Here is a 22,903-nt window from a genome sequence, read left to right on the forward strand (position 1 = left end):
GCTGACGCGACCACACGACGGACTGGAGGCTCGGTGCGCGACCCGCACCGAGCCTCCAGTCCGTCTGCTGGTTGCGCGAATAGCATGGGGCCTTCGCCGCACGAAAGGAGCGCCCGTGAGTCTGCTCGCCAGCATCACGTCGCCGCGCGACCTGAAGCGTCTCTCCGACGCACAGATGACGGAACTGTCCGCCGAGATCCGGCGGTTCCTCGTCGCCGAGGTCGCGAAGACCGGTGGGCACCTCGGGCCGAACCTCGGCGTCGTCGAACTGACGCTCGCGATGCACCGGGTCTTCGACTCGCCGAACGACCCGTTCGTGTTCGACACCGGCCACCAGTCGTACGTGCACAAGATCGTCACCGGGCGGCAGGACTTCTCGCACCTCCGGGAGCGCGGCGGCATCGCCGGCTACCCGCAGCGGAGCGAGTCGGAGCACGACATCGTGGAGTCCTCGCACGCGTCGTCGTCGCTCTCCTGGGCCGACGGGATCTCCCGGGCCTTCCGGCAGACCGGGCAGCACGACCGGACCGTCGTCGCCGTGGTCGGTGACGGTGCGCTCACCGGCGGGATGACGTGGGAGGCGCTCAACAACATCTCGGACGACAACGACCGCCGCCTGGTGATCGTGGTCAACGACAACGGCCGGTCGTACGCCCCGACGATCGGGGGCATGGCGCGCTACCTGAACTCCGTGCGAACCCGTCGCGAGTACCGCGCCCTGTACGAGAAGACCCAGGCGGCTGCGGCTCGCTTCGGTGCTCCGGGGCGTGCGGTGTACCGCGGGATGCGCGGTGGTCTGCACGGCTTCCTGTCGCGGCTGACGAACAACGAGGCCCTCTACTCGAACCTCGACATCAAGTACATCGGCCCGGTCAACGGACACGACCAGCAGGCCATGGAGAGCGCACTCCGGCAGGCCAAGGAGTACGGCGCCCCGGTCATCGTGCACGCGATCACCGAGAAAGGCCACGGCTTCGAGCCGGCGCTCCGTGACCAGGCGGACCAGTTCCACGCCGTCGGGCACATCGACCCGGAGACGGGGGAGTCGCTCGACACCGCATCGGGTCCGTCGTGGACCTCGGTGTTCGCGTCGTCGCTCGCCGACCTCGGCGACGAGGACCCGCGCATCGTGGCGATCACGGCGGCCATGCTCCGGCCGACCGGGTTGCACCTGTTCCAGCAGCGGCACCCCTCGCGGGTGATCGACGTCGGGATCGCCGAGCAGCACGCCGTCACCAGTGCCGCGGGGCTCGCGTACGGCGGACTGCACCCCGTGGTCGCGCTCTACGCCACCTTCCTCAACCGCGCGTTCGACCAGGTCCTGATGGACGTGGCGCTGCACCGCGCCGGAGTGACGTTCGTGCTCGACCGCGCCGGAGTCACCGGTCCGGACGGGCCGTCGCACCACGGGATGTGGGACCTCGCACTGCTGCAGGTCGTCCCGGGGATCCGGATCGCGGCACCGCGGGACGCGGCGACCCTGCGCGAGGAGCTCCGCGAGGCGGTGGCGATCGACGACGCGCCGACGGTGCTCCGCTGGTCGAAGGGGCAGGTCGGGCCGGACATCCCCGCGGTGTCACGGCTGTCGGACGGCGTCGACGTGCTGCACGCCGCTGCTGCGTCGGACGACGTGCTGATCGTGGCCGTCGGGTCGATGGTGCCCGTCGCGCTCGAAGCCGCCGCGTTGCTCGAGGCGCAGGGCATCGGCGTCACCGTGGTCGATCCCCGGTGGGTCGTGCCGATCCCGGCGTCCCTCATCGACCTCTCGCGCGACCACCGGCTCGTCATCACGATCGAGGACGGCGTCCGAGTCGGCGGTGTCGGGACGCGCCTGCGGCAGGACCTCCGCGCGGCTGGTGTCGACACCGGGGTGAACGAGCTCGGGCTGCCGGACGAGTTCATCGACCACGCCACCCGCACGCAGATCCTCAACGACGCCGGGCTCACGGCGCAGGCGATCGCCCGCGACGTCATCGACCAGGTCGTCGGGACGAAGCTGCCCCAGGCGAAGCCGGCGCGGTCGCGGGAGTCCGCCGAGCGCTGACGGCTTCGGGCCCCCGTCAGCCGGCCGCCTGGCCGCCGCACGACCAAAAGCACGTCGCACCACGGAATCGCGTGGTGCGACGTGCTTTTGGTTGTGCGAACCGCGTGGCCCCGCGGGCGGCGCGGGCGGCGCGGGCGGGGTCAGCGGGACGCCGGGCCCACGATCAGCGGGTCGTGGAACGTGCCGCCGAAGACGCGCTCGGACGCACCGGAGCGGTCGAGGTACGGGCTGATCCCACCGGCCTGGAACGGGTACCCAGCGCCGAGGATCAGCCCGAGGTCGATCTCCTCGACGTGCTCGACCACACCGTCGGACAGCATGCGGTGCAGCTCGTCGGCGAGGGCGTCCTCGAAGCGCTGCTGCATCGTGCCTGCGTCCACGGCGTTCGCGTCCTTCTTTTCCGGTGCGACGAGCTTCACGGCAGCGGGGTCGTAGCCCGTCGCGTTGCCCTTCTTGTCCCGCGTCAGGATGTGTCCGAACTCGGCGATCCGCTTCAGTCCGTCGCCGGGGTAGAAGCGCTCCGGCCACGCAGCGTGGTGCGAGTCGAGCACGTGCGCACCGACCGGCAGGCCGACGAGCTCGAGCAGCTCGAACGGGGACATCGGCAGCCCGAGCGGTGCAGCACCCTCGGCGACGACCTCGAACGGCGTGCCCTCCTCGACGCCGCGCATGGCCTCGCCGAGGACGCGGGCGAGGACTCGGTTCACGACGAAGCCCGGTTGGTCGGCCGTGACGATCGCCGTCTTCTTGAGCGTCTTCGCGACGGCCAGCGCCGTGGCGACGGCCTCGTCCGAGGTCTGCGACGCGCGGACGACCTCGACCAGGGGCATCACGGCCACCGGGTTGAAGAAGTGGAACCCGACCAGGCGCTCCGGGTGCTCGAGCACGCTCGCCATGGACCCGACGGACAACGACGACGTGTTCGTGGCGAGGATCGCATCGGGGGCGACCACCTTCTCGATGGCGGCGAGCACCTCCTGCTTGACGGACATCTCCTCGAACACGGCCTCGATCACCCAGTCGGCGTCCGCGAACGCGTCGTACGACACCGAACCGCTGACGAGCGCGCTGATCCGGTTGGCGTCGTCCTGCGAGACCCGGCCCTTCGCCAGCAGCTCGTCGACGGAGGAGCGGATACGTGCGACGCCGGCGTCCACGCGCTCCTGCGAGACATCGGTGATGACCACGGGGACGCCGAGACGGCGGGCGAAGAGCAGCGCGAACTGCGACGCCATGAGCCCGGCGCCGAGGACGCCGACCTTCGTGATCTTCTTCGGTTCGACGTCGGTCGGTGCGCCGACGGGCTTCTTCGCTCGCTTCTGCACGAGGTCGAACGCGTACATCGACGCCGCGAACTGGTCGCCCGAGATGAGGTCGGCGAGGGCGTCGTCCTCGCCGGCGAACCGCTCGTCGAGCGAGCCGGACTTCGCCGCAGCGACCAGGTCGAGCGCACGGAACGGCGACCTCGGCACCGTGCCGATCTTCGACGCCACCTGCGAGCGGGCGACCTTGACGACCGTGCCCCACGCGGCCTTCTCGAGCACGCCGGGCTCGTTCTTCCTGACGACCTTCGTGGTGCCGGACACGACGCCGTCGATCCACGCCACGGCGGACGGCAGGAACGTCACCGACGGGATGAGCGCGTCGCCGATGCCGAGCTCCACCGCGGCGGGGCCGTCCATCAGCCGGTTGTTCTTCAACGGGTTCTCGACGATGACGCGGAGCGCCTTCTCCGGACCGATCAGGCGGGGGAGCAGCGTCGCGCCGCCCCAGCCGGGGATGATGCCGAGGAACACCTCGGGCAGGCCGATGCCCTGCGCCGCCGAGGAGAACGCGCGGTAGGTGCAGTGCAGTCCGATCTCGAGACCGCCGCCGAGCGCGATGCCGTTGATCAGGGCGAAGGACGGGACGCCGAGGTCGCCGAACTTCCGGAGCGTGGCGTGCCCGAGCGCTGCGAGGTCGTGGGCGACGTCCCGCGACGGCACGGACGCCGCCTGGGAGAGGTCCGCCCCTGCGGCGAAGCAGTACTCCTTGCCCGTGACGGCGACGGCCTGCACGGTGCCGGCGGCCGCCTCGGTCTTGAGCGTGTCGAGGACACCCGAGAGCTCGTGGAGGGTGCGCGGCCCGAGCGTCGACGGACGCTTGTAGTCCTTGCCGTTGTCGAGCGTGATGAGCCCGAGCGTGCCGCCGGACGGCAGCGCGACGTGCTTCAGGTACGAGTGCGTGACGACCTCGTCCTCGGAGAGGGCGAGCAGTCGGTCGTTGTCGACGAGGGTCATGGTCATGCCGCCTTCCGTGCCGCTGACTTGCTGAAGTGCGGGTTCTCCCAGATGACGGTTCCGCCCTGGCCGAGCCCGATGCACATCGTCGTGATGCCGTACTTGACGTCGGGCCGCTCGGCGAACTGCGCCGCGAGCTGGGTCATCAGGCGGACGCCGCTCGATGCGAGCGGGTGCCCGACGGCGATCGCGCCGCCCCAGGCGTTCACGTTCGTGGCGTCCTGCGCGATGCCGTAGTTGTCGAGGAAGGCGAGCACCTGCACGGCGAACGCCTCGTTGATCTCGAACAGGCCGATGTCGTCGATCGACAGCCCGGCCTTGGCGAGTGCCTTGTCCGTCGCGGGGACAGGACCCACGCCCATCACCTCGGGGTCGACGCCCGCGAAGGCGAACGACACCATGCGCATCTTCGGCTCCAGCCCGAACTGCTTCGCGCCGGCGTCGGAGGCCAGGAGGCTCATCGTCGCGCCGTCGTTGAGACCCGCGGCGTTCCCTGCGGTGACCCGGCCGTGCGGTCGGAACGGGGTCTTCAGCGCCGCGAGTGCCTCGAGCGTCGTCCCCGGGCGGGGCGGCTCGTCGCTGGAGACGATGTCCCAGCCCTCGCCGGTGTTCACCTCGACGGGCACCAGGTCGGGCTGCAGCTTGCCGGCGGCCCACGCGGCGGCGTACCGCTGCTGGGACTGCACGGCGTAGGCGTCGGTGCGGTCCTTCGTGATCGCCGGGAACCGGTCGTGCAGCCGCTCGGCAGTCTTGCCCATCACCAGCGCGTCGGCGTTCACCATGCGCTCGGCGATGAACCGCGGGTTCGGGTCGGAGTTGAAGCCCATCGGGTGGCGTCCCATGTGCTCGACACCGCCGGCGATGGCGATGTCGGCCGCGCCGAACGCGATCGCGCCGGCGAGGGTCGTGACGCTCGTCATCGCGCCGGCGCACATGCGGTCGATGGCGTAGCCGGGCACGGACTTCGGCAGGCCGGCGAGCATGCCGACGGTGCGTCCGAGGGTCAGGCCCTGGTCGCCCTGCTGCGTCGTCGCAGCGACCGCCACGTCGTCGACGGCCGCGTGGTCGAGTGACGCGTTCCGATCGAGCAAACCCCGCATCGCGTGCACCGCAAGGTCGTCGGCGCGGGTCCGCCAGAACACCCCCTTCTCCCCGGCACGTCCGAACGGTGTCCGCACGCCGTCAACGAAGACGACGTCTGATGCCTTTGGCAAAGCTGGCCTCCAGAAGATCAACATCGATCGAGCCGGACGATCGGGTCGTCCCGCCCTGGTCGGGGCGCACCCCGACGACGCAACCGACGCTATGCCCCACGGCTGGGGAGACGCACCTCGGTTGGTCGGTTCCTACGACGAGGCAGGATCCTCGGTGGACGACTCCTGTCCGGCTGCGACAAAGGCGTCGGCGATCCGCGACGCGGACTCCTCGACCTGCCAGGGCCGTGCGTCGAGCGCGACGAGCGCCGCCGCGACCGCCTCGGCAGTGGCCGGTGTGGGCGGCTCCCACGCGATGGAGCGGAGGGTGTCCGGCGTGAGCAGGTTCTCGAGCGGCAGGTCGAGTTCCTCGGCGCGGGCGGTCATCGCGGCGCGGGCCGCCTTGTACCGGCGGTCGGCCTCCGGGTTGCGATCGGCCCACGCACGCGGCGGCGGGAGGGTCGGTTCCCCCTTGCCCCGGAGTCGCGGGAGGTCGTCGGTCGTTCGCCCGGCGTCGACCGCGGCCCACCAGCGGTCGAGCTCGGAGCGGCTGGCGCGGCCGGTGAACGCCTTCAGCGCGGCGAGGTCCTTGCGGGTCTCCGGAGCGGCCGCGGCAGCGGCGACGATCGCGGAGTCCGGGATCGTGCGACCCGGCGAGACGTCGGTCTCCTGCGCGAAGGCGTCACGGGCTTCCCACAGCGAGCGGGCGATCGCCAGGGTGCGCTGTCCACGGAGGGCGTGCATGCCGGACAGGCGGCGCCACGGCTCGGCACGCGGGGGCTTCGGCGCCCGGTACAGGACCGCGTCGAATTCTTGCCGGGCGATCTCGGTCTTGCCGGACTCCTCGAGCTTCGCGGCGAGGGCGTCGCGGAGGTCGGGGAGCAGTTCGACGTCGAGCGCGGCGTAGACGAGCCAGGACTGCGGGAGCGGTCGGGTGGACCAGTCGGCCGCGGAGTGGGCCTTCGCGAGCGTGATGCCGAGGAGCTGCTCCACGACGGCGCCGAGGCCGACGCGGGGGAACCCGGCGATGCGGGCACCGAGCTCGGTGTCGAAGATGCGCGACGGGTCGAGTCCGACCTCGCGGAGGCACGGCAGGTCCTGCGACGCGGCGTGGAAGAGCCACTCCTCGTCGACGATCGCGTCCTGCAGTTCCGGGAAGGAGCCGATCGCGATGGGGTCGAAGAGGAACGCGCCGGCGCCCCGGCGGAAGACCTGGATCAGGTAGGCGCGCTGCGAGTACTTGTAGCCGCTGGCGCGCTCGGCGTCGACGGCGACCGGGCCGTGACCGGACGCGATCGCGGCGACCGCGTCGAGGTAGTCCGCACGCGACTCGATGACCTTGACCGCGTCGTGTCCCTCCTCGAACGAGGGGACGACGGGGTTCGGTACGGGGTCAGTCACTTCGCGAGCCTCCTGGGGCCGAGCAGCGTCACGCCGTCGGACGACGGGGGCAGTCCTGCGAGCATGGCGACGATCTCCTCCCACGCCTCGACGTGCGCGACGAGGTCGGTGCCGTCGACGTCCGTGACGTGCGGGGTCCACGATGCCCGGAGCTCCAGCTGTGCGCCGTCGCCCTGGGCCGCGAGTTCGCCGTAGCCGCGGGAGATGATCTTGGTAGCGGTGCCCGAAGCGTGGTCGTACGCCGCGCCGTGCGCCTCGAGTGCGTCGACGAGCCAGCTCCAGGTGACGTCGGCGACGAACTCGTCGACGCCGATCTCCGGTTCGAGCGGGGCCTGCGCGAACGTCACGATGCGGAACGGCCCGTGCCAGCCCTCCGGTTCTGCGGGGTCGTACAGCGCGATGAACCGCCCGGTGCCGAGGTCGGAGTCGACCCCGTGTGCTGCCCCGGAGACGTCCGCCGCGAGGGCGATCGAGAACGGGGCCATGCGGCTGGGGGACGGGATCTCGGTGACCGTCGTCTCGGTGCGGGTCCCGCCCGATGACACGAACGCGCGGAGCTGCGCGAAGGCCTCGGGCTCTCGGGTTTCGGACACGAATGCAGACTAGGCTCCGGACCATGTCCCGTTCCGCGCGACCCGCCGATGAGCCGGTCCAGGACACCGCCAGGTCGGCCGGACTCCTCGCCCTCGGAGCCGGCATCGCGGCCGCCGCCGTCGGGACCGCGGTGGTCGGTGGCTTCGTCGCCGCGATCGCCCGGATGGTCGTCACCCCCGACCGCAAGCGCACCGAACGGGTGCCCATCGTGGCCGTCGACCCGATCCGGAAGACCGTGACGCTGGAGCGGACGCCCGACACCGAGCTGCAGGGGCGCTACAGCCTCTGGTTCGGCGGCGGCACCGGGCACATGCGCGTCGGCGACGTCCTCGGGACCACCCCGACCACGGTCACCCGCAGCATCATCGCCGTCGACGCCGGCGACCCCACGAGTGCCCGTCGTGGCCGATGGGGCGGCTGGTTCTACCTCACCCCCGGCGAGCTCGACGTCCCGGTGGAGGACATCGACGTCCCGACACCGAACGGTCCGGCGCCTGCGTGGGTCGTCCGTGCCGACGACCCCGCTGCGCCGTGGGCGGTCCTCGTGCACGGTCGCGGCGTCACCCGCGCCGAGACCATCCGTGCCGTCCCGGTGTTCCGCGCCGCCGGCTACTCGGTCCTCCTCGCCTCGTGGCGGAACGACGGCGTCGCCCCGAAGAGCGACGACGGTCGCTACGGTCTCGGGTCCACCGAGTGGGAGGACATCGACGCCGCGCTCCGCTGGGTCGACGGCCAGGGCGCGACGAGCGTCGTGCTGATGGGCTGGTCGATGGGTGGTGCGGTCGTCCTGCAGACACTGCTGCGGTCGTCGTTCGCGCGGCTCGTCGACGGCGTCGTGCTCGAGTCGGCCGTGGTCGACTGGCACGCGGTCCTCAAGTCGCAGAGCCAGGCGATGCGGCTGCCGCGGGTCGTTCGGAAGGTCGCCCAGCGCGTGCTCCGGACGCCGGTCCTGCACCGGCTCGCCGGCCTGCGGCACCCGGTCGACATCCGGGAGCTCGACATGGTCGCGCGGGCGGACGAGCTCACCGTCCCGATCCTGCTGCTGCACAGCGACGACGACGGCTTCGTCCCGTCGTCCGCCTCGCACGCACTCGCGCAGGCGCGGCCGGACCTGGTCCGACTCGAGGTCGCGCACGTCGCGCGGCACACCAAGCTCTGGAACCACGACGCCGACTGGTTCGACGCCCGCATCCTCGCGTGGCTCACCGAGGTGGTCCGGCCGCAGAACGCGACCACCGCCCGGTAGTCGGCCCGAGACGGACGGGAGGCCCGGTGCCAGCTGGCACCGGGCCTCCTGACCGCGCTCGCTCGCGTTCAGCGCACCGCCACCAGCGCGCGCACCTGGCGCTGCACCCGGCCGAGCATGCCGACCATGCCGCGGATCCGCAGCGGGCTGACCGCTTCGGACAGGCCCAGCGTCAGCGGGTAGTCGGACGGCACCGCGAGCACCTGCGCGGCCGTCAGGCCGGACAGGCCCTGCGCGAGGATCGAGGCGAACCCGCGGGTCGTCGGGGCCTCGCGCGGTGCGGTCGCGTGCATGCGGACGACGTCGGGTGCGTCGCCGTCCTCGCCCACGGTGACCGTGATGAAGACGGGGGATTGGCACTCCTCGACGCGCTCGAGCTCGTCCTCGTGTCCTCGGAGTCGCTCGGGCAGCGCCGGGAGCTCGTTCGAGAACTCGAGGAGCAGCTGCAGCCGGTCGGCCTGGGACAGTTCGAGGAAGTCGTCGCGGATCTCGGCGAGGGCGCGGGGGAGTGTGGGTTCCGGGAGTTCGGTGCTCATCGGTTCGGAAGGGTACCCGGCTCCGCGCCCTGGACGATGGGCACGCGCACCGCGCTGCCCCACTCCGTCCAGGAGCCGTCGTAGTTGCGGACGTTCTCGTGTCCGAGCAGGTACCGCAGCACGAACCAGGTGTGGCTCGACCGCTCGCCGATGCGGCAGTAGGCGATCACCTCGTCGTCGGCGCCGATGCCGGCGCCGTCGCGGTACACGGCGTCGAGGTCGTCACGGCGCTTGAACGTGCCGTCCGGAGCCGCGGCGGTCGCCCACGGGATGTTCACCGCGGTCGGGATGTGCCCGCCGCGCAGGGCGCCCTCCTCCGGGTAGTCGGGTGCGGTCGTCCGCTCGCCGCTGTACTCCGGTGCGCTGCGGACGTCGACGAGCGGCTTGCCGAGGTGGTCGAGGACGTCCTCCTTGAAGGCGCGGACCACGGTGTCGTCGCGCTCGACGACCGGGTACTCGACCGGTGCGGCCTCGGTGCGGTCGGTCGTGAGTGCACGGTCCTCGGCGATCCACTTCGCGCGGCCGCCGTCGAGGAGGCGGACGTCCTCGTGGCCGAACAGCTCGAAGACCCAGAGGGCGTACGCGGCCCACCAGTTGTTCTTGTCGCCGTAGACCACGACGGTGGTGTCGCGGCCGATGCCCTTGCCGCCGACGAGCCTGGCGAACGCCTCGCCGTCGATGTAGTCGCGCTGCACCGGGTCGTTGAGGTCGGTGTGCCAGTCGATCTTCACCGCGCCGGGGATGTGCCCCGTCTCGTAGAGCAGCACGTCCTCGTCGGACTCGACGACCACGAGGTCCTGCGTACCGGCGTCGAGCTGTTCCTGCAGCCATGCCGTCGACACGAGTCGTTCGGGGTGGGCGTAGGCGCGGAACTCGGCGGACGGGTCGACCGGTGCGGTCATCGTGGTTACCTCCTGGGTGCGGTGGCGCCGGACTAGGATCGGTGCTCGGCGTCGAGAGCAACGGTACGCGGACGTACCTCGTCCCCGATGCAACGTGACACCGCACGACACGCTTCCCGGAAGGCACTGCATGCCCCAGCACCTGGTCGACCGCGACCCATCGGTCTCCCCACAGCAGATGGCCGCGGCGCTGGTGCCCCCTCCCCAGTTCACGGACGCGTCGTTCGCGTCGTACCGCCCCGACCCGGACTACCCGTCGCAGGCAGCGGTCCGCGACGCCGTCGAGTCCTTCGTCGCGACCCGACCGGAGCCGGCGAAGCGTGGCCTGTTCGGACGCCGACGCGCTGCGGCGACGGACACCGCGCCGAAGTCGGGCGTGTACCTCGACGGCGGGTTCGGTGTCGGCAAGACCCACCTGCTCGCCGCCGCCTACCACGCGGAGCCCGGCCGGAAGACGTTCGGCACGTTCATCGAGTACACCGCGCTGGTGGGTGCGCTCGGGTTCCAGGGCACGGTCGACCTGCTCCGTGGGACCTCGCTGGTGTGCATCGACGAGTTCGAGCTCGACGACCCTGGTGACACCATGGTCATGACGCGGCTCATCAAGGAGCTGACCGAGTCCGGCACGCGGTTCGCCGCCACGTCGAACACGCCACCAGGGGCCCTCGGCGAGGGGCGCTTCGCCGCACAGGACTTCCTCCGCGAGATCCAGGCGATGTCGGACCGCTTCGAGACGATGCGGATCGACGGCCTCGACTACCGCCGACGCGCGGTCGACGAGTCCGCCGCGGTCGTGTCCGACGTGTCGGCGTCGTTGCCGTCCTCCGGATCGGTGACGCTCGACGACTTCCGTTCGGTCGTGGCGCACCTGGCGTCCGTGCACCCGTCGAAGTACGTCGCGCTCGTGGACGGGCTCGACGCGGTCGGCCTCACCGACGTCGCGGCGTTCACCGACCAGACCGACGCGCTCCGGTGGGTCGCGCTCGTCGACCGGCTGTACGACGCCCAGGTGCGGATCGTCGCGTCGGGGACGCCGCTCGACGCCGTGTACCCCTCGTCGATGCTCGACGGCGGGTACCGCAAGAAGTACCTGCGTGCCGCGAGCCGCGTGGTGGCCCTGACCCGCGCCGTGGACTGAGCCACCCGCTGACCAGAACGGCCCTACCGGGGCCGCGCCGGGCCTCCAGGGCGGGTTGCGCGACGCCTGTCGGGCACCGTCCGGACGGACTGCGCGAACTCCTGGCCCCCGTCCAGGGGGTCGAGAGGCCCCGGTAACACGACGTTTACAAAGCAACCCGTCGCGTTACACCCGCGAAACACATCGTGCTCCCTCGCGAAACGTCACCTCGCCAGACTCTGTCCTACCCGAGGCGGACACGTCGGTGCCCCGATGCACAGCAAGCACCGCCGACGTGGTGACCGCACTGCAATCGAGAGGTGAGACATGCTTGATCAAGGCAACACGACCTTCGTGTTGGTGATGGCAGCGCTGGTGTTGTTCATGACACCCGGCCTGGCGTTCTTCTACGGCGGACTGGTGAAGGCCAAGTCCGTCATCAGCATGATGATGATGTCCTTCGGGGCGATCGCACTGGTGAGCGTCCTCTGGGTCGTCTACGGCTACGCGATCGCCTTCGCCAACCACGGTGACGGTACCGCGGTCTCCGGCGTCGTCGGCTTCTTCAGCATCGACTGGAACCAGATCGGCCTCGGGCAGGCGTTCGAGGAGGCCAAGGCCTCGACGATCCACGCCGCGTACCCCTCGATGGCGTTCGTCGGCTTCCAGGCCACGTTCGCGATCATCACCGTCGCCCTCATCTCCGGCGCGATCGCCGACCGTGCCAAGTTCGGCGCGTGGATGGTCTTCGCCGGCGTCTGGGTCACGGTCGTCTACTTCCCCGTCGCCTCGTGGGTCTTCAACCTCACCTCCGGTTGGGCCGCCACGTGGGGCGTCATCGACTTCGCCGGTGGGACCGCGGTGCACATCAACGCCGGAGCGGCGGGTCTCGCGCTGGCGATCGTCCTCGGCAAGCGCGTCGGGTTCGCCAAGGGCGCGCACAAGCCGCACAACCCGCCCTTCGTCCTCCTCGGTGCCGCGATCCTCTGGTTCGGCTGGTTCGGCTTCAACGCCGGGTCCGAGGGTGCTGCTGACGGCATCGCCGCGATCGCCTGGGTGAACACCCTCGCCGCCCCGGCCGCCGCCATCCTCGGTTGGCTCCTCGTCGAGAAGCTCAAGGACGGCAAGGCCACGTCGATCGGTGCCGCATCGGGCGCCGTCACCGGTCTCGTCGCGATCACCCCGGCATGTGCAGCGCTGACCCCCGGCTGGGGCATCCTGCTCGGCTTCATCGCCGGCATCATCTGCTGCTTCGCGATCGACTGGAAGTACCGTCTCGGCTTCGACGACTCGCTCGACGTCGTCGGTGTGCACCTGGTCGGCGGCATCGTCGGCACGCTGTACCTCGGCTTCTTCGCCAACGACACCGGCCTCATCTACTCGGGCTCGTTCGCGCAGCTCGGCAAGCAGGCCGCTGCCGCCGGAGCGGTCGGTGCGTACTCCTTCGTCCTGGCCTTCATCATCGGTTGGATCATCGAGAAGACGATGGGCTTCCGCGTGAAGACCGAGGACGAGGTCGCCGGCATCGACACGGCCGTCCACGGCGAAGAGGGCTACGTCCTCTACGAGGAGCGCGACGAGACCCCGGTCTCCGTGCGCTAGCTCGACCCTCTCGAACGACGGCCCCCGCGTCCGCGCGGGGGCCGTCGTCGTGCGTGGGGGGTGCGGGTGGGGTGGGGTGCGGGTGCGGGGGTGCGTGGGGGTGGGTGCGGGTGTTTGTCGACTCGGAACGACATCGTCGCTGTCGTACGACAGCGGCGTTGTCGTCGGTTCACACCCGCGGATGTCGGCGTGCGCAAGGAGCGACACGAGCGTCGTCGTACGACAGCGACTCTGTCGTTCCGAGTCGGTCGGCGCGCGGTGCGGACGGGCGCCAGCGCGTGCTGTGGGAGGGTGGCAGCATGACGACGACGTCGATGCTGACCAACCTCCGCGAGGTCGGGGGAGCTGGGTTCCAGGACGGCCGCACGCGCCGGGTGTACCGCGCGAACACCGAGCCGGACCTCCCCACGAGCGTGTACCCGACCGGGGTCGCCGTGGTGGACCTGCGACGGGACGACGAGATCGCGCGGGTCCCGCATCCCCTCGCGAGCGACCCCGGATACCGGGGCGTGCCGCTCTTCGACCCGTCCACCGTCGAGTCAGGGGCGGACGCCGTGCAGCTCGAGGAGCAGTACGTCGACTGGCTGACCCGGCACAGCACGGGGATCGCAGACGCACTCCGGGCGATCGCCGACACCGACGGGGACGTGCTGGTCTGCTGTTCAGCGGGGAAGGACCGCACCGGGGTCATCAGCGCGCTGCTGGCCCGGCTGTGGGGAGCGTCCGTGGACCGCGTCGGCGAGGACTACGCAGCGAGCGCGGACGGCCTCGCGGTGCGGTTCGCCGCCGAACGAGCGGTGAGCACCGACCCCGAGGCGACTGCCGTGGCGCAGCGCTGTGTTCCGGAGGTCATGACGACGGTCATCGGGCACCTGGAGCGGCGCTGGGGCAGCGTCGAGGACTACCTGCGGTGGATCGGGCTGACGGACGACGAGATCCGCGCGCTCTGAACGCGACCACCTACGGGAGGCTCGGTGCGCGTCCGACGCGCACCGAGCCTCCCGTCCGTGGTTCAGCTCACCAGGCGTAGTCCTCCGGCGAGGTCTTGTGCCCCGGGAAGATCTCGTCGAGGCGCGCCAGCGCCGACTCGTCGAGACGGATGTCGACGGCGTTGACGGCCGACTCCCACTGCTCCATCGTGCGCGGTCCCGTGATCGGCGCCGTGATGCCCGGCTGGTGCAGCAGCCAGGCGAGTGCGAGCTCGCCGGGGGTGTGGCCGAGTTCCTTCGCGAGCGCTTCGTACGCCGTCAGCTGGTCGCGGTGCCCCTCGACGTACTCGGCGCTCCGGCCACTCAGCCGCCGGGAGCCCTGCTCGGTCTTCTCGATGATGCCGCCGAGGAGACCGCCCTGCAGCGGCGACCACGGGATCACGCCGAGGCCGTAGTGACGGGCGGCCGGCAGGACCTCGCGCTCGACGTCGCGGACGACGAGGTTGTAGATCGACTGCTCGCTGACGAGTCCGAGGAAGTTGCGGTGCTTCGCGGCCTCCTGCGCCTGGGCGATGTGCCACCCGGCGAAGTTCGACGAGCCGACGTAGAGCACCTTGCCCTGCGCGACCGCGATCTCCATCGCCTGCCAGATCTCGTCCCAGGGGGTGTCACGGTCGACGTGGTGCATCTGGTAGAGGTCGATGTGGTCGGTCTGCAGACGTCGCAGCGACGCGTCGAGAGCCTGCCGGATGTTGTACGCCGACAGCTTCCCGCCGTTCGGCCAGTCGATCATGTCGCCGTAGACCTTCGTTGCGAGGACGGTCTTCTCGCGTCGGCCGCCGCCCTTCGCGAACCAGCGGCCGATGATCTCCTCGGTGGCACCCTTGCCCACCGAGCCGCCGTAGCCGTTGGCCGTGTCGAAGAAGTTGACGCCGAGCTCGTGCGCCCGGTCCATGATGGCGTGCGAGTCGTCCTCGCTGGTCTCCGGTCCGAAGTTCATCGTGCCGAGCACTGCTCGCGACACCGACAACCCTGTCCGTCCGAGGTGTGTGTAGTCCATGGATCGTGTCTACGCCGCCACGGCCGGACCGTGAGAGGCCCTGCGAGTACCGGTCACGGACCCCGTCCCGAGTTCTCCACGTGTATTCCTGCGGGGGAATGCGGGGGTCGCGGCGAGGGGTAACGTGCGGGAGATGATCACCCCTGCACCGCTGCGCGGCAGCCGGATCCTCGGGTTCGGCCACCACCAGCCCTCGCGCGTCCTCACCAACGACGAACTCTCGACGATGGTCGACACGAACGACGAGTGGATCGTGACCCGGACCGGGATCCGCACGCGACACATCGCCGGGCCCGACGACACCGTCACGTCGATGGCGACCGAGGCCGGTCGTGCCGCCCTCGCCGACGCCGGGGTCGAGCCCACCGACGTCGACCTCGTCATCGTCGCGTCGACCACGCACCGCGACCGTGCGCCGTACACGGCCGGTCGGGTCGCCGCGGCGCTGGGCATGTCGAACGGACCCGCGCCGATCGACATCAACACCGCGTGCAGCGGCTTCGAGTACGCCATGGCCCTCGCCGACCAGGCGATCCGCACCGGCTCGGCCGACACCGTGCTCGTGATCGGGTCGGAGCTGCTGTCCGGGATCGTCGACTGGACCGACCGGTCGACCTGCGTGCTCGTCGGCGACGGAGCCGGTGCGGCGGTCGTCGGTGTCTCCGACACGCCGTCGATCGGGCCCGTGTCCTGGGGCAGCGTGCCGCACCTGGAGCAGGCCGTGCTCGTGTCCGGGACGCCGGAGCGCTTCTCGCAGGAAGGCCGCTCCATCTACCGCTGGGCCATCACCGAGGCCGAGGGGCACGCCCGCCGTGTCGTCGAGCAGGCCGGGCTGACGATGGACGACATCCAGGTGTTCGCGTTCCACCAGGCGAACCTGCGCATCATCGAGCCGCTCGTCGCAGCGCTCGGTGGCGAATCGAAGTTCGTGATCCGGGACGTCGTCGAGTCGGGGAACACCTCGGCCGCGAGCGTGCCGCTCGGGCTGTCGAAGGCGTGGGCGCGTGGGGACCTCCCCGAGGGCGTCCCGGCGCTGCTGTTCGGCTTCGGCGGCGGGTTCGCCCACGCCGGGCAGGTCGTGATGACGCCGGTCCGCGCGCGCTGACCGGGACGGTGCAGACGGCGGACGGGAGGCTCGTGGCGGGGTCGCCACGAGCCTCCCGTCCGCCGTCCGGTCGCGTTCAGAGCGCGGTGTCGGTCCGCTTGCTCTCCTGCGGCGCGTCCGAGCTCCCGCCACGGCGGCGCCACGGCAGCTGACGCTGCTTCGGCTCCTGCTGCTGCAGGACGATCGGGAAGTGCGCCGGCGGCAGACCGAAGCCGGTCCGCGAGGCCTGGATGACCCGACGGCCGAGCGCGTGGTTGCCGAGCCCACCGACGGCAGCGCCGATGCCGAACGGCAGCGCCCGACCGAGCATCGACGTGCCCTGTCGAGCGGCGAACCGCTTGATGAACATGTCCCGGACCTGGCCGCCGATCCCGCTCACGACCTGCTTGGGCATCGACGAGGTGACCATCTCGCCCCAGAACGCCGTGCGTGCCTGGCCACCGGCGGCCTGTCCGGCGAGCTGCTTGATGAGCTGCGTGCCCGGCGTGCCGAGGATCATCGCCATCACCAGGGTGCGTGAGCGCTCGGGGTCGTCGAGGGCGATGCCGTGCACCTCGGTGACCGACTGTGCGAAGAGTGCCGTCGTCTCCAGGAAGCCCATCGTCTCCACGCCGGTCAGGCCGAAGCTCGCGGCGACGCCGATGCCCGGGATCACCGCGCTCGCACCGACGGCAGCGCCACCGGAGGTCACGGCGGTGAGGTAGTGCCGCTCGAGGATCTGGATGACCTCTGCGGGAGAGGCGTCGGGGTGGCGGCGTCGGACACCGTTGACATGGGCGACGACGACGGGGCGCTGCACGTCGAGGAGGCGGTCGAGCCAGCGCTCCCAGCCCTTCGCGGTGGTGGGGAGTTTCGCGCTCGTCGTCGTGGAGACCTCCGCGCTCGTCGTCCGGTCGACCGGGGCCTGGGGGAGCGGGACGATCGCCTGGTCCGACTGGTGGTTCTGCTTCGGGGCCATGGCAGCCACGCTACGCCGGGCATGTGGGAGGCTCGCTGGGTGGACCACCCCGTGCATGCCTCGTCTCCGGAACACGCGCTCGACGAGGTCCGTCGTGCCGCAGGGTTCCTCACCGTGCAGGAGACCGCTGCGCTCGCGCCCCGCGTCGCGGTCCTCGATCCCGGGTCGGTGCTCGTCGGCCGCGGCGTGGTGCTCGCCGACGACGTCGTGCTGTACCCCGGCGTGGTGCTCGAGACCCGCGGGTCTGGGTGTGTCGAGGTCGGGGCAGGAGCCCGGCTCGGACCCGGCGCGGTCGGTGTCGTCGCGGACGGCGGCGCGGTGCGCATCGGTGCGCATGCGCAGATCGGGCCGGGTGCCGTGACGATCACCGCTTCGGAGGGTGCCGACGTGGTGGTGGGGGCCGGGGGCCGCGTCCTCGGCGGTGCGCAGGTGGAGGGACCGGCACGGATCGGTGACGGCGCGCAGGTGCTCGGTTCGGTGGCGGTGCGGGACGTCGTGCTCGACGGGGGCGGGACGCACGCGGAGCCCGATCCGGACCGTCGGGGTGCCGTGGTGAAGGGTGCCGGCCGGGTGCACGGTGCGCGGCTGGCGGTCGGCGAGGTCGTGGCGGTCGGGCGGGGCCGTGGGTGGTGGAGCGGCAGCGGGCGTACCACCCGGGTGCGGCTGGCGACGCGGGTGCGGGCGCGGCTGCTGACGCGGGTGCGGGTGCGGCTGCTGACGCGGGCGCCGCTGCGGCTGGTGACATCGCCGTGTCTCACGATGCGGCGTGCCGGTCGAGGAACGCGTAGACCTCCCCGTCGTCGACCCCGGGGAAGCGGCCGGACGGTAGCGGCGCGAGGATCTGCGCGTGCAGCCGCGCGCTCGGCCACGCCGAGCCGGCCCACCGGTCCTCGAGCGCTCGTGACGGCCGCCGGCAGCACTGCTCGTCCGGGCAGCGCGAGGTCTCCCGATGCGTCGTCTCCCGCCCGCGGAACCACTTCGCGTCGTCGAACGGCACGCCGAACGTGATCGAGAACCCACCCTCCGGTGTCGATCCGGTCTGCGTCGAGCACCAGAACGTGCCGGTCGGGGTGTCCGTGTACTGGTGGAACTCGGTCGTCCGGTTCGCCCGGTCGCCCGCGCGACGTGCACCCCAGCGACGACAGACGACCTGGCCCTCGACGGCACCGGTGACGTCGACGGGCAGAGGGAGTCCGTCGTTCTCGTACGCCTTGTAGACCGCGCCGTCGTCACCGACGCGGAGGAAGTGCACGCGCATGTCGAAGTGCCGCGTCATGAGGTTCGTCATCCGCAGCGCCGCGGCTTCGTGCGTGACACCGAACGCGTCGCGGAAGTCCTCCACCGCCAGGTCCTTCGCGCGCTTCGCCTGCCCGAGGAACGCCACCGCTTGCGCTTCGGGCATCAGACAGCAGGCCGCGAAGTAGTTGATCTCGAGCCGCTGTTGCAGGAAATCGGCGTAGGAGTGCGGCGGCCGGTGCCCGAGGATCCGGTGCGCCATCGCCTGCAGCGCCATCGAGCGGAGGCCGTGTCCGCCGGGGATCGACGACGGCGGTAGGTAGATGCGGCCGTTCGCGATGTCCGTGACGCTCCTGGCCGATCGGGGGAGGTCGTCCACGAAGAACAGGTCGAACCCCATGGTCTCTGCCATCCGGCTCACCTCCCGGTGGGTCAGGGCACCGGACGAGTGGCCGACGGAGCGCACGCACTCCTCGGCGATGGCCTCGATCTCCGCGATGTGGTTGTCGCGTTCACGCATCCGGGCACGCTGCTCGGTGTTCCCGCGCCGTGCTGCCTCCGGTGTCGCGATGGCCTCGGACGCGCGCCGTTCGAGCTCGCGATGGAGGCCGACCAGCGCCCGCAAGGCGTCGTCGCCGAGGCTCCGCCCCGGTCGGACGGTCGGGAGGCCGGTGGCCGCGTAAACGGGAGCGGCCTGCGCCCGACGAAGTTCCAGTTCCAGGGCAGCACGGTCGTTCGGCGGTTCGTCACGGAGCAGGTCGGTCACGCCGACGCCGAGGGCATCCGCGAACGCCTGGAGCTCGGACACACGGGGTTCGCGCCGTGCGTTCTCGATCAGGGAGAGGCGGCTCGCACTCATGCCGAGCACGGCGCCGAGTGCATCGAGCGTCAGACCCGCCGTCGTCCGGTAGTGGCGGATCCGGGCGCCGAGGAGGCCGGCGTGGTCCAGGTCGTCGTCCATGGGCACACGGTACGCGTGGCTCCACGTTCCGGCAAGAAGTGCCGATCTTGACGGCGTTATCGAGTCTCGCGGGTGCTGTCCGGCCTCGAGACTGCTTCCACAGCGCGGTCTTGACGACCGGGCGGTGCAACGACGACCTGACGAAAGGCGCCACCGATGACCATCACCGAAGCACCCCGAACCAACACCACGACCGTGGACGTCGTGTCGTTCGACGCAGTCGGTCTCGAGGACCTGGCGGCGGTCGGCGGCAAGAACGCGTCGCTCGGCGAGCTCATCCGCTCGCTCTCCTCCGCCGGCATCCGCGTCCCCGACGGCTTCGCGACGACAGCCGCTGCGTTCCGCCGCCACCTGGCGACGTCCGGGCTCGAGCACTGGATCGCACGGCAGCTGGAGGGCCTGGACGTCGAGGACACCCGAGCGCTCGCGCGTGTCGGTCGGGCCGTCCGGGAACGGATCGCAACGACCGATCTCGGCATCGCGTTCGAGCTGTCCGTCCGCGCGGCCTTCGAACGCCTGACTCGAGGAATGCCGGACGGCGTCAGCTTCGCGGTGAGGTCGAGCGCGACCGCCGAGGACCTGCCCGACTCGTCGTTCGCCGGGCAGCAGGAGACGTTCCTCAACGTCCGCGGTGTCGAGTCGGTGCTCGAAGCGATCCGGCAGGTGTTCGCGTCGCTGTACACCGATCGGGCCATCGCCTACCGCGTGCACCGCGGGTTCGTGCACGACGAGGTCGCGATCTCCGTCGGTGTGCAGCGCATGGTGCGGTCCGACCTGGCCGCATCCGGGGTGATGTTCACGCTCGACACCGAGACCGGCTTCGACCGGGCCGTCTTCGTCACGAGCGCGTTCGGACTCGGTGAGGGCGTGGTCCAGGGCGCGGTGAACCCGGACGAGTTCACGGTGTCGAAGACGGCGCTCGCGGCGGGCCGGCCGGCCGTGCTCTCCCGGCTCGTCGGCGCGAAGGCGACACGGATGGTGTTCACCGAGGACACCGCCGTCGGACGGACCACCGCGTTCGTCGACACCGACCCGCTCGACCGTCGACGGTTCTCGCTCACCGACGCCGAGGTCACCGAACTCGCGCGGACGGCCGTGGCGATCGAGCGACACTACGGCCGCCCGATGGACATCGAGTGGGGCAAGGACGGACTCGACGGACAGCTCTACGTGCTGCAGGCCCGGCCGGAGACGGTGGCGTCCCGATCCCTCGCCGGTGTCGTCGAGCGGCACCGCCTCGCCGCGGCGCCGACGGAGGCACCGTTGCTGGAGGGCCGGGCGATCGGCGCGCGGATCGGTGCCGGCCCGGTGCGAGTGCTCGCATCCCCGCACGAGATGCACGACTTCGAGGAGGGCGAGGTACTGGTCGCCGACATGACCGATCCGGATTGGGAGCCGGTGATGAAGCGAGCGTCCGCGATCGTGACGAACCGCGGTGGGCGGACCTGCCACGCCGCCATCATCGCCCGTGAGCTCGGCATCCCCGCCGTCGTCGGGACCGGCTCCGCGACGTCCGTGCTCACCGACGGGGGCGCCGTCACGGTGTCCTGCGCGGAGGGCGAGACCGGGCGGGTGTTCCCCGGGATGCTCGACGTCGTCACCGAGCGGGTCGAGGTCGATGCCCTGCCGGACCTCGGCGTCGACCTGATGCTCAACGTCGGGTCGCCGGAGCAGGCGTTCGGGTTCCAGGCGCTGCCGAACGCCGGCGTCGGGCTCGCGCGGATGGAGTTCGTCGTCAACCGGCAGATCGGTGTGCACCCGAAGGCGTTGCTGCACCTGGCCGATCAGCCGACCGAGTTGCGCGAGCAGATCGAGGACCGCATCGCGGCGTACGGGGCGCCGCGGGACTACTTCGTCCGCCGACTCGCCGAGGGCATCAGCACGCTCGCGGCGGCGTTCGACCCGAAGCCGGTGATCGTGCGGCTGTCGGACTTCAAGTCGAACGAGTACGCGCACCTGCTCGGTGGCGCGGCGTACGAGCCGGACGAGGAGAACCCGATGATCGGGTTCCGCGGCGCCGCCCGGTACCTGTCGGACGACTTCGCCGAGGCGTTCGCGCTGGAGTGCGAGGCGATCCGGACGGTTCGGGACGTGATGGGGTTCACGAACGTGCGGGTGATGATCCCGTTCGTCCGGACGGTCGAGGAAGCGTCCGGCGTCGTCGAGCGCATGGCGTCGAACGGACTGGTCCGTGGACGCAACGGGCTGCAGGTCGTGATGATGTGCGAGATCCCCTCGAACGCACTCGACGCAGACCGGTTCCTGGACCACGTCGACGGCTTCTCGATCGGGTCGAACGACCTGACACAGCTGACCCTCGGCGTCGACCGGGACTCCGGCATCGTCGCGGAGTCGTTCGACGAGCGGAACCCGGCCGTGCTGCGCCTGATCGACATGGCGATCGATGCCTGCCGTGCTCGCGGCGCCTACGTCGGCATCTGCGGGCAGGGGCCGAGCGACCACCCTGACCTCGCCGAGCACCTCATGGCGCGCGGCATCAGCTCGATGTCGCTCAACCCCGACAGCGTCGTCGAGACGTGGCAGCGTCTGGCTACCGGAGTGGAACGCCAGCACGGATGAGCGCGGCACGGATCACCTCCGGGTCCATGAGATCGGCCCAGCTGAACCGGATGACCGTTCGAACTTCTGGGAAGGAGCGCACGAAGTCTTCTCGACGCTTCTCGTCCCAGTGCGCTTCGGCGGCGGCAGCTCCGTCCCCGTACTTGGCACGCCCGTCCACCTCGACGACGACGCCCTGCGCCGGGAACCAGAAGTCGACGACGGCGCGCCGAACACCTGGTCGTGCGAAGACGTGCTGCTGGACCGGTTCCGGTGTCCCGAGCTGCCGGAACCGGACCCGTGCGATGGATTCCGCGGGGGAGTCCGACAATGACGACGCCATCTCGATGGCCACGCGGGCACGGTGCACGGCGTTCGGCGGCGCCGCCGCGAGTTCGTCGAGGAGCATCTCCGGGAACACGTGACGACCAGCCAGTGCCGCGTCGAGCATGGGGACCGACACGAATGCAGGTTCGGTCGCAGCGACGTCGACGAGCGTCCGGACGAGCGCCGTCACGTGCGCGCCGCAGAACTCCGTCGGCATCGTCGATGGGCTGCCGGCGTACCGGGGAACCGGGCCGGTCCGATCGGCTTCGACGTGCACGCTGGTCAACCGTGTCGCGTCGGCGTGGGTCCGTCGCGGATCCGTGACCTGCACCTTTGCCGGAGGTGGGGAGACGAAGGGCAGATCGTGGACCGCCGCCGCGGACGCGTGCGAGATCGCCCGCGGTGGGCGGATCATCGAGGCGGTGGCGCGGAGGAGCAGCAGGTGCCGCGCTTCCGGTCTGAGGGCGTCGAGGGCGTCGGGTTCGACGAGGACCCCCGGGCGCACCGCGACGAGTTCGCCACGGCGAGCACGACGCTGGAGCGCGCGTCGCTCGGCGCTGTCGTGGTCTGCGGTGCGGATCAGTGGTGTCTGCATGACGTGATCGTGCATGCGGAAACGATCCCGCTCGTGACCTGCCCACGGGGCGGAGTCGAGTCGATCTGTGGACGACGAGCCGAGCCTCCTGGCTGTGGAGGGTTCGTGCGTGCGCAACCTGCGACAACGTCGATGTCGTACGACATCGACTCTGTCGCAACCACGCGTGTGCAACGGTTGCGCACGCCGCCCAACGACAGGATCGATGTCGTACGACAGCGATCCTGTCGTTCCGAGTCGGAACCCTGGTAGGGGAGCC

General features: G+C 70.9%; 17 protein-coding genes. 7 read left to right on the forward strand and 10 right to left on the reverse strand.

What is annotated here, in order from left to right; translation table 11 throughout:
- The first annotated feature begins 115 nt into the window (after positions 1 to 115).
- Positions 116 to 2,044 carry a 1-deoxy-D-xylulose-5-phosphate synthase gene (dxs, locus tag AAEP80_RS11620; RefSeq protein ID WP_420364524.1) on the forward strand — a complete coding sequence of 643 codons (1,929 nt, stop codon included), beginning with the start codon at positions 116 to 118 and terminating at the stop codon, positions 2,042 to 2,044.
- Between the two features lie 140 nt (positions 2,045 to 2,184).
- Here dxs and AAEP80_RS11625 read toward each other — a convergent pair whose 3' ends face one another.
- From AAEP80_RS11625 to AAEP80_RS11640, 4 genes are all read right to left on the reverse strand, one after another.
- Positions 2,185 to 4,329: a 3-hydroxyacyl-CoA dehydrogenase NAD-binding domain-containing protein gene (locus tag AAEP80_RS11625; RefSeq protein WP_420364525.1), complete on the reverse strand. Its 2,145-nt coding sequence runs from the start codon at positions 4,327 to 4,329 to the stop codon at positions 2,185 to 2,187.
- The gene (locus AAEP80_RS11630; protein WP_402728604.1) at positions 4,326 to 5,561 is read right to left on the reverse strand and encodes a thiolase family protein; all 1,236 of its coding nucleotides are present in this window, start codon (positions 5,559 to 5,561) and stop codon (positions 4,326 to 4,328) included. Before AAEP80_RS11630 ends, AAEP80_RS11625 begins: the two co-directional genes overlap by 4 nt.
- Positions 5,562 to 5,669: 108 nt before the next feature.
- A complete protein-coding gene (locus tag AAEP80_RS11635) occupies positions 5,670 to 6,917 on the reverse strand; it encodes an HRDC domain-containing protein (RefSeq protein ID WP_420364526.1) in 1,248 nt (415 codons plus the stop codon).
- On the reverse strand, positions 6,914 to 7,510 hold the full coding sequence (locus AAEP80_RS11640; protein WP_402728606.1) for a DUF3000 domain-containing protein: 597 nt from the start codon (positions 7,508 to 7,510) through the stop codon (positions 6,914 to 6,916). The genes AAEP80_RS11635 and AAEP80_RS11640 overlap by 4 nt, the downstream gene beginning before the upstream one ends.
- 23 nt (positions 7,511 to 7,533) lie before the next feature.
- Here AAEP80_RS11640 and AAEP80_RS11645 point away from each other — a divergent pair, with 23 nt between their 5' ends.
- Complete coding sequence (locus AAEP80_RS11645) at positions 7,534 to 8,757, forward strand: alpha/beta hydrolase family protein (RefSeq protein WP_420364527.1); 1,224 nt, start codon at positions 7,534 to 7,536, stop codon at positions 8,755 to 8,757.
- A gap of 68 nt (positions 8,758 to 8,825) precedes the next feature.
- On the opposite strand, the gene AAEP80_RS11650 is transcribed toward AAEP80_RS11645, so the two are convergent.
- Positions 8,826 to 9,293 (reverse strand): SufE family protein, encoded by a 468-nt coding sequence (locus tag AAEP80_RS11650; RefSeq protein WP_420364528.1) that lies wholly within the window; start codon positions 9,291 to 9,293, stop codon positions 8,826 to 8,828.
- Positions 9,290 to 10,195, reverse strand: a complete 906-nt coding sequence (locus tag AAEP80_RS11655; RefSeq protein WP_281264406.1) for a sulfurtransferase — start codon at positions 10,193 to 10,195, stop codon at positions 9,290 to 9,292. The genes AAEP80_RS11650 and AAEP80_RS11655 overlap by 4 nt, the downstream gene beginning before the upstream one ends.
- A 130-nt stretch (positions 10,196 to 10,325) precedes the next feature.
- Between AAEP80_RS11655 and zapE the strand changes: the two genes are divergently transcribed.
- From zapE to AAEP80_RS11670, 3 genes are all read left to right on the forward strand, one after another.
- A complete protein-coding gene (gene zapE / locus AAEP80_RS11660) occupies positions 10,326 to 11,333 on the forward strand; it encodes a cell division protein ZapE (RefSeq protein ID WP_420364529.1) in 1,008 nt (335 codons plus the stop codon).
- Between the two features lie 306 nt (positions 11,334 to 11,639).
- Positions 11,640 to 12,914: an ammonium transporter gene (locus AAEP80_RS11665; protein WP_402728611.1), complete on the forward strand. Its 1,275-nt coding sequence runs from the start codon at positions 11,640 to 11,642 to the stop codon at positions 12,912 to 12,914.
- Positions 12,915 to 13,213: 299 nt separating this feature from the next.
- A complete protein-coding gene (locus AAEP80_RS11670; protein WP_420364530.1) occupies positions 13,214 to 13,864 on the forward strand; it encodes a tyrosine-protein phosphatase in 651 nt (216 codons plus the stop codon).
- Positions 13,865 to 13,931: 67 nt separating this feature from the next.
- On the opposite strand, the gene AAEP80_RS11675 is transcribed toward AAEP80_RS11670, so the two are convergent.
- Entirely contained in the window at positions 13,932 to 14,903 is a 972-nt protein-coding gene (locus tag AAEP80_RS11675) for an aldo/keto reductase (protein ID WP_420364531.1), read from the reverse strand.
- A 133-nt stretch (positions 14,904 to 15,036) separates the two neighbouring features.
- On the opposite strand from AAEP80_RS11675, the gene AAEP80_RS11680 reads away from it, so the two are divergent.
- Positions 15,037 to 16,008 carry a beta-ketoacyl-ACP synthase III gene (locus tag AAEP80_RS11680; RefSeq protein ID WP_420364532.1) on the forward strand — a complete coding sequence of 324 codons (972 nt, stop codon included), beginning with the start codon at positions 15,037 to 15,039 and terminating at the stop codon, positions 16,006 to 16,008.
- A gap of 76 nt (positions 16,009 to 16,084) precedes the next feature.
- Here the strand turns inward: AAEP80_RS11680 and AAEP80_RS11685 are convergent, their stop codons facing one another.
- Complete coding sequence (locus AAEP80_RS11685; protein ID WP_420364533.1) at positions 16,085 to 17,302, reverse strand: hypothetical protein; 1,218 nt, start codon at positions 17,300 to 17,302, stop codon at positions 16,085 to 16,087.
- Between the two features lie 418 nt (positions 17,303 to 17,720).
- Positions 17,721 to 19,163 carry a helix-turn-helix domain-containing protein gene (locus AAEP80_RS11690; protein ID WP_420364534.1) on the reverse strand — a complete coding sequence of 481 codons (1,443 nt, stop codon included), beginning with the start codon at positions 19,161 to 19,163 and terminating at the stop codon, positions 17,721 to 17,723.
- Positions 19,164 to 19,319: 156 nt separating this feature from the next.
- Between AAEP80_RS11690 and ppsA the strand changes: the two genes are divergently transcribed.
- The gene (ppsA, locus tag AAEP80_RS11695) at positions 19,320 to 21,743 is read left to right on the forward strand and encodes a phosphoenolpyruvate synthase (protein ID WP_420364535.1); all 2,424 of its coding nucleotides are present in this window, start codon (positions 19,320 to 19,322) and stop codon (positions 21,741 to 21,743) included.
- On the opposite strand, the gene AAEP80_RS11700 is transcribed toward ppsA, so the two are convergent.
- The gene (locus tag AAEP80_RS11700) at positions 21,715 to 22,644 is read right to left on the reverse strand and encodes a hypothetical protein (protein WP_420364536.1); all 930 of its coding nucleotides are present in this window, start codon (positions 22,642 to 22,644) and stop codon (positions 21,715 to 21,717) included. The genes ppsA and AAEP80_RS11700 overlap by 29 nt on opposite strands.
- Positions 22,645 to 22,903 lie beyond the last annotated feature (259 nt).

The sequence above is a fragment of the Curtobacterium sp. L3-7 genome (assembly GCF_048756585.1).
Lineage (GTDB): Bacteria > Actinomycetota > Actinomycetes > Actinomycetales > Microbacteriaceae > Curtobacterium.

Coding starts and splice junctions, on each gene's coding strand:
- AAEP80_RS11625 (WP_420364525.1), bottom strand. CDS start 4,329: ATGACCATGACCCTCGTCGACAACGACCGACTGCTCGCCCTCTCCGAG.
- AAEP80_RS11630 (WP_402728604.1), bottom strand. CDS start 5,561: ATGTTGATCTTCTGGAGGCCAGCTTTGCCAAAGGCATCAGACGTCGTC.
- AAEP80_RS11645 (WP_420364527.1), top strand. CDS start 7,534: ATGTCCCGTTCCGCGCGACCCGCCGATGAGCCGGTCCAGGACACCGCC.
- AAEP80_RS11650 (WP_420364528.1), bottom strand. CDS start 9,293: ATGAGCACCGAACTCCCGGAACCCACACTCCCCCGCGCCCTCGCCGAG.
- AAEP80_RS11655 (WP_281264406.1), bottom strand. CDS start 10,195: ATGACCGCACCGGTCGACCCGTCCGCCGAGTTCCGCGCCTACGCCCAC.
- zapE (WP_420364529.1), top strand. CDS start 10,326: ATGCCCCAGCACCTGGTCGACCGCGACCCATCGGTCTCCCCACAGCAG.
- AAEP80_RS11665 (WP_402728611.1), top strand. CDS start 11,640: ATGCTTGATCAAGGCAACACGACCTTCGTGTTGGTGATGGCAGCGCTG.
- AAEP80_RS11670 (WP_420364530.1), top strand. CDS start 13,214: ATGACGACGACGTCGATGCTGACCAACCTCCGCGAGGTCGGGGGAGCT.
- AAEP80_RS11675 (WP_420364531.1), bottom strand. CDS start 14,903: ATGGACTACACACACCTCGGACGGACAGGGTTGTCGGTGTCGCGAGCA.
- AAEP80_RS11680 (WP_420364532.1), top strand. CDS start 15,037: ATGATCACCCCTGCACCGCTGCGCGGCAGCCGGATCCTCGGGTTCGGC.
- AAEP80_RS11685 (WP_420364533.1), bottom strand. CDS start 17,302: ATGCGCACCGATGCGCACCGCGCCGCCGTCCGCGACGACACCGACCGC.
- AAEP80_RS11690 (WP_420364534.1), bottom strand. CDS start 19,163: ATGGACGACGACCTGGACCACGCCGGCCTCCTCGGCGCCCGGATCCGC.
- ppsA (WP_420364535.1), top strand. CDS start 19,320: ATGACCATCACCGAAGCACCCCGAACCAACACCACGACCGTGGACGTC.
- AAEP80_RS11700 (WP_420364536.1), bottom strand. CDS start 22,644: ATGCAGACACCACTGATCCGCACCGCAGACCACGACAGCGCCGAGCGA.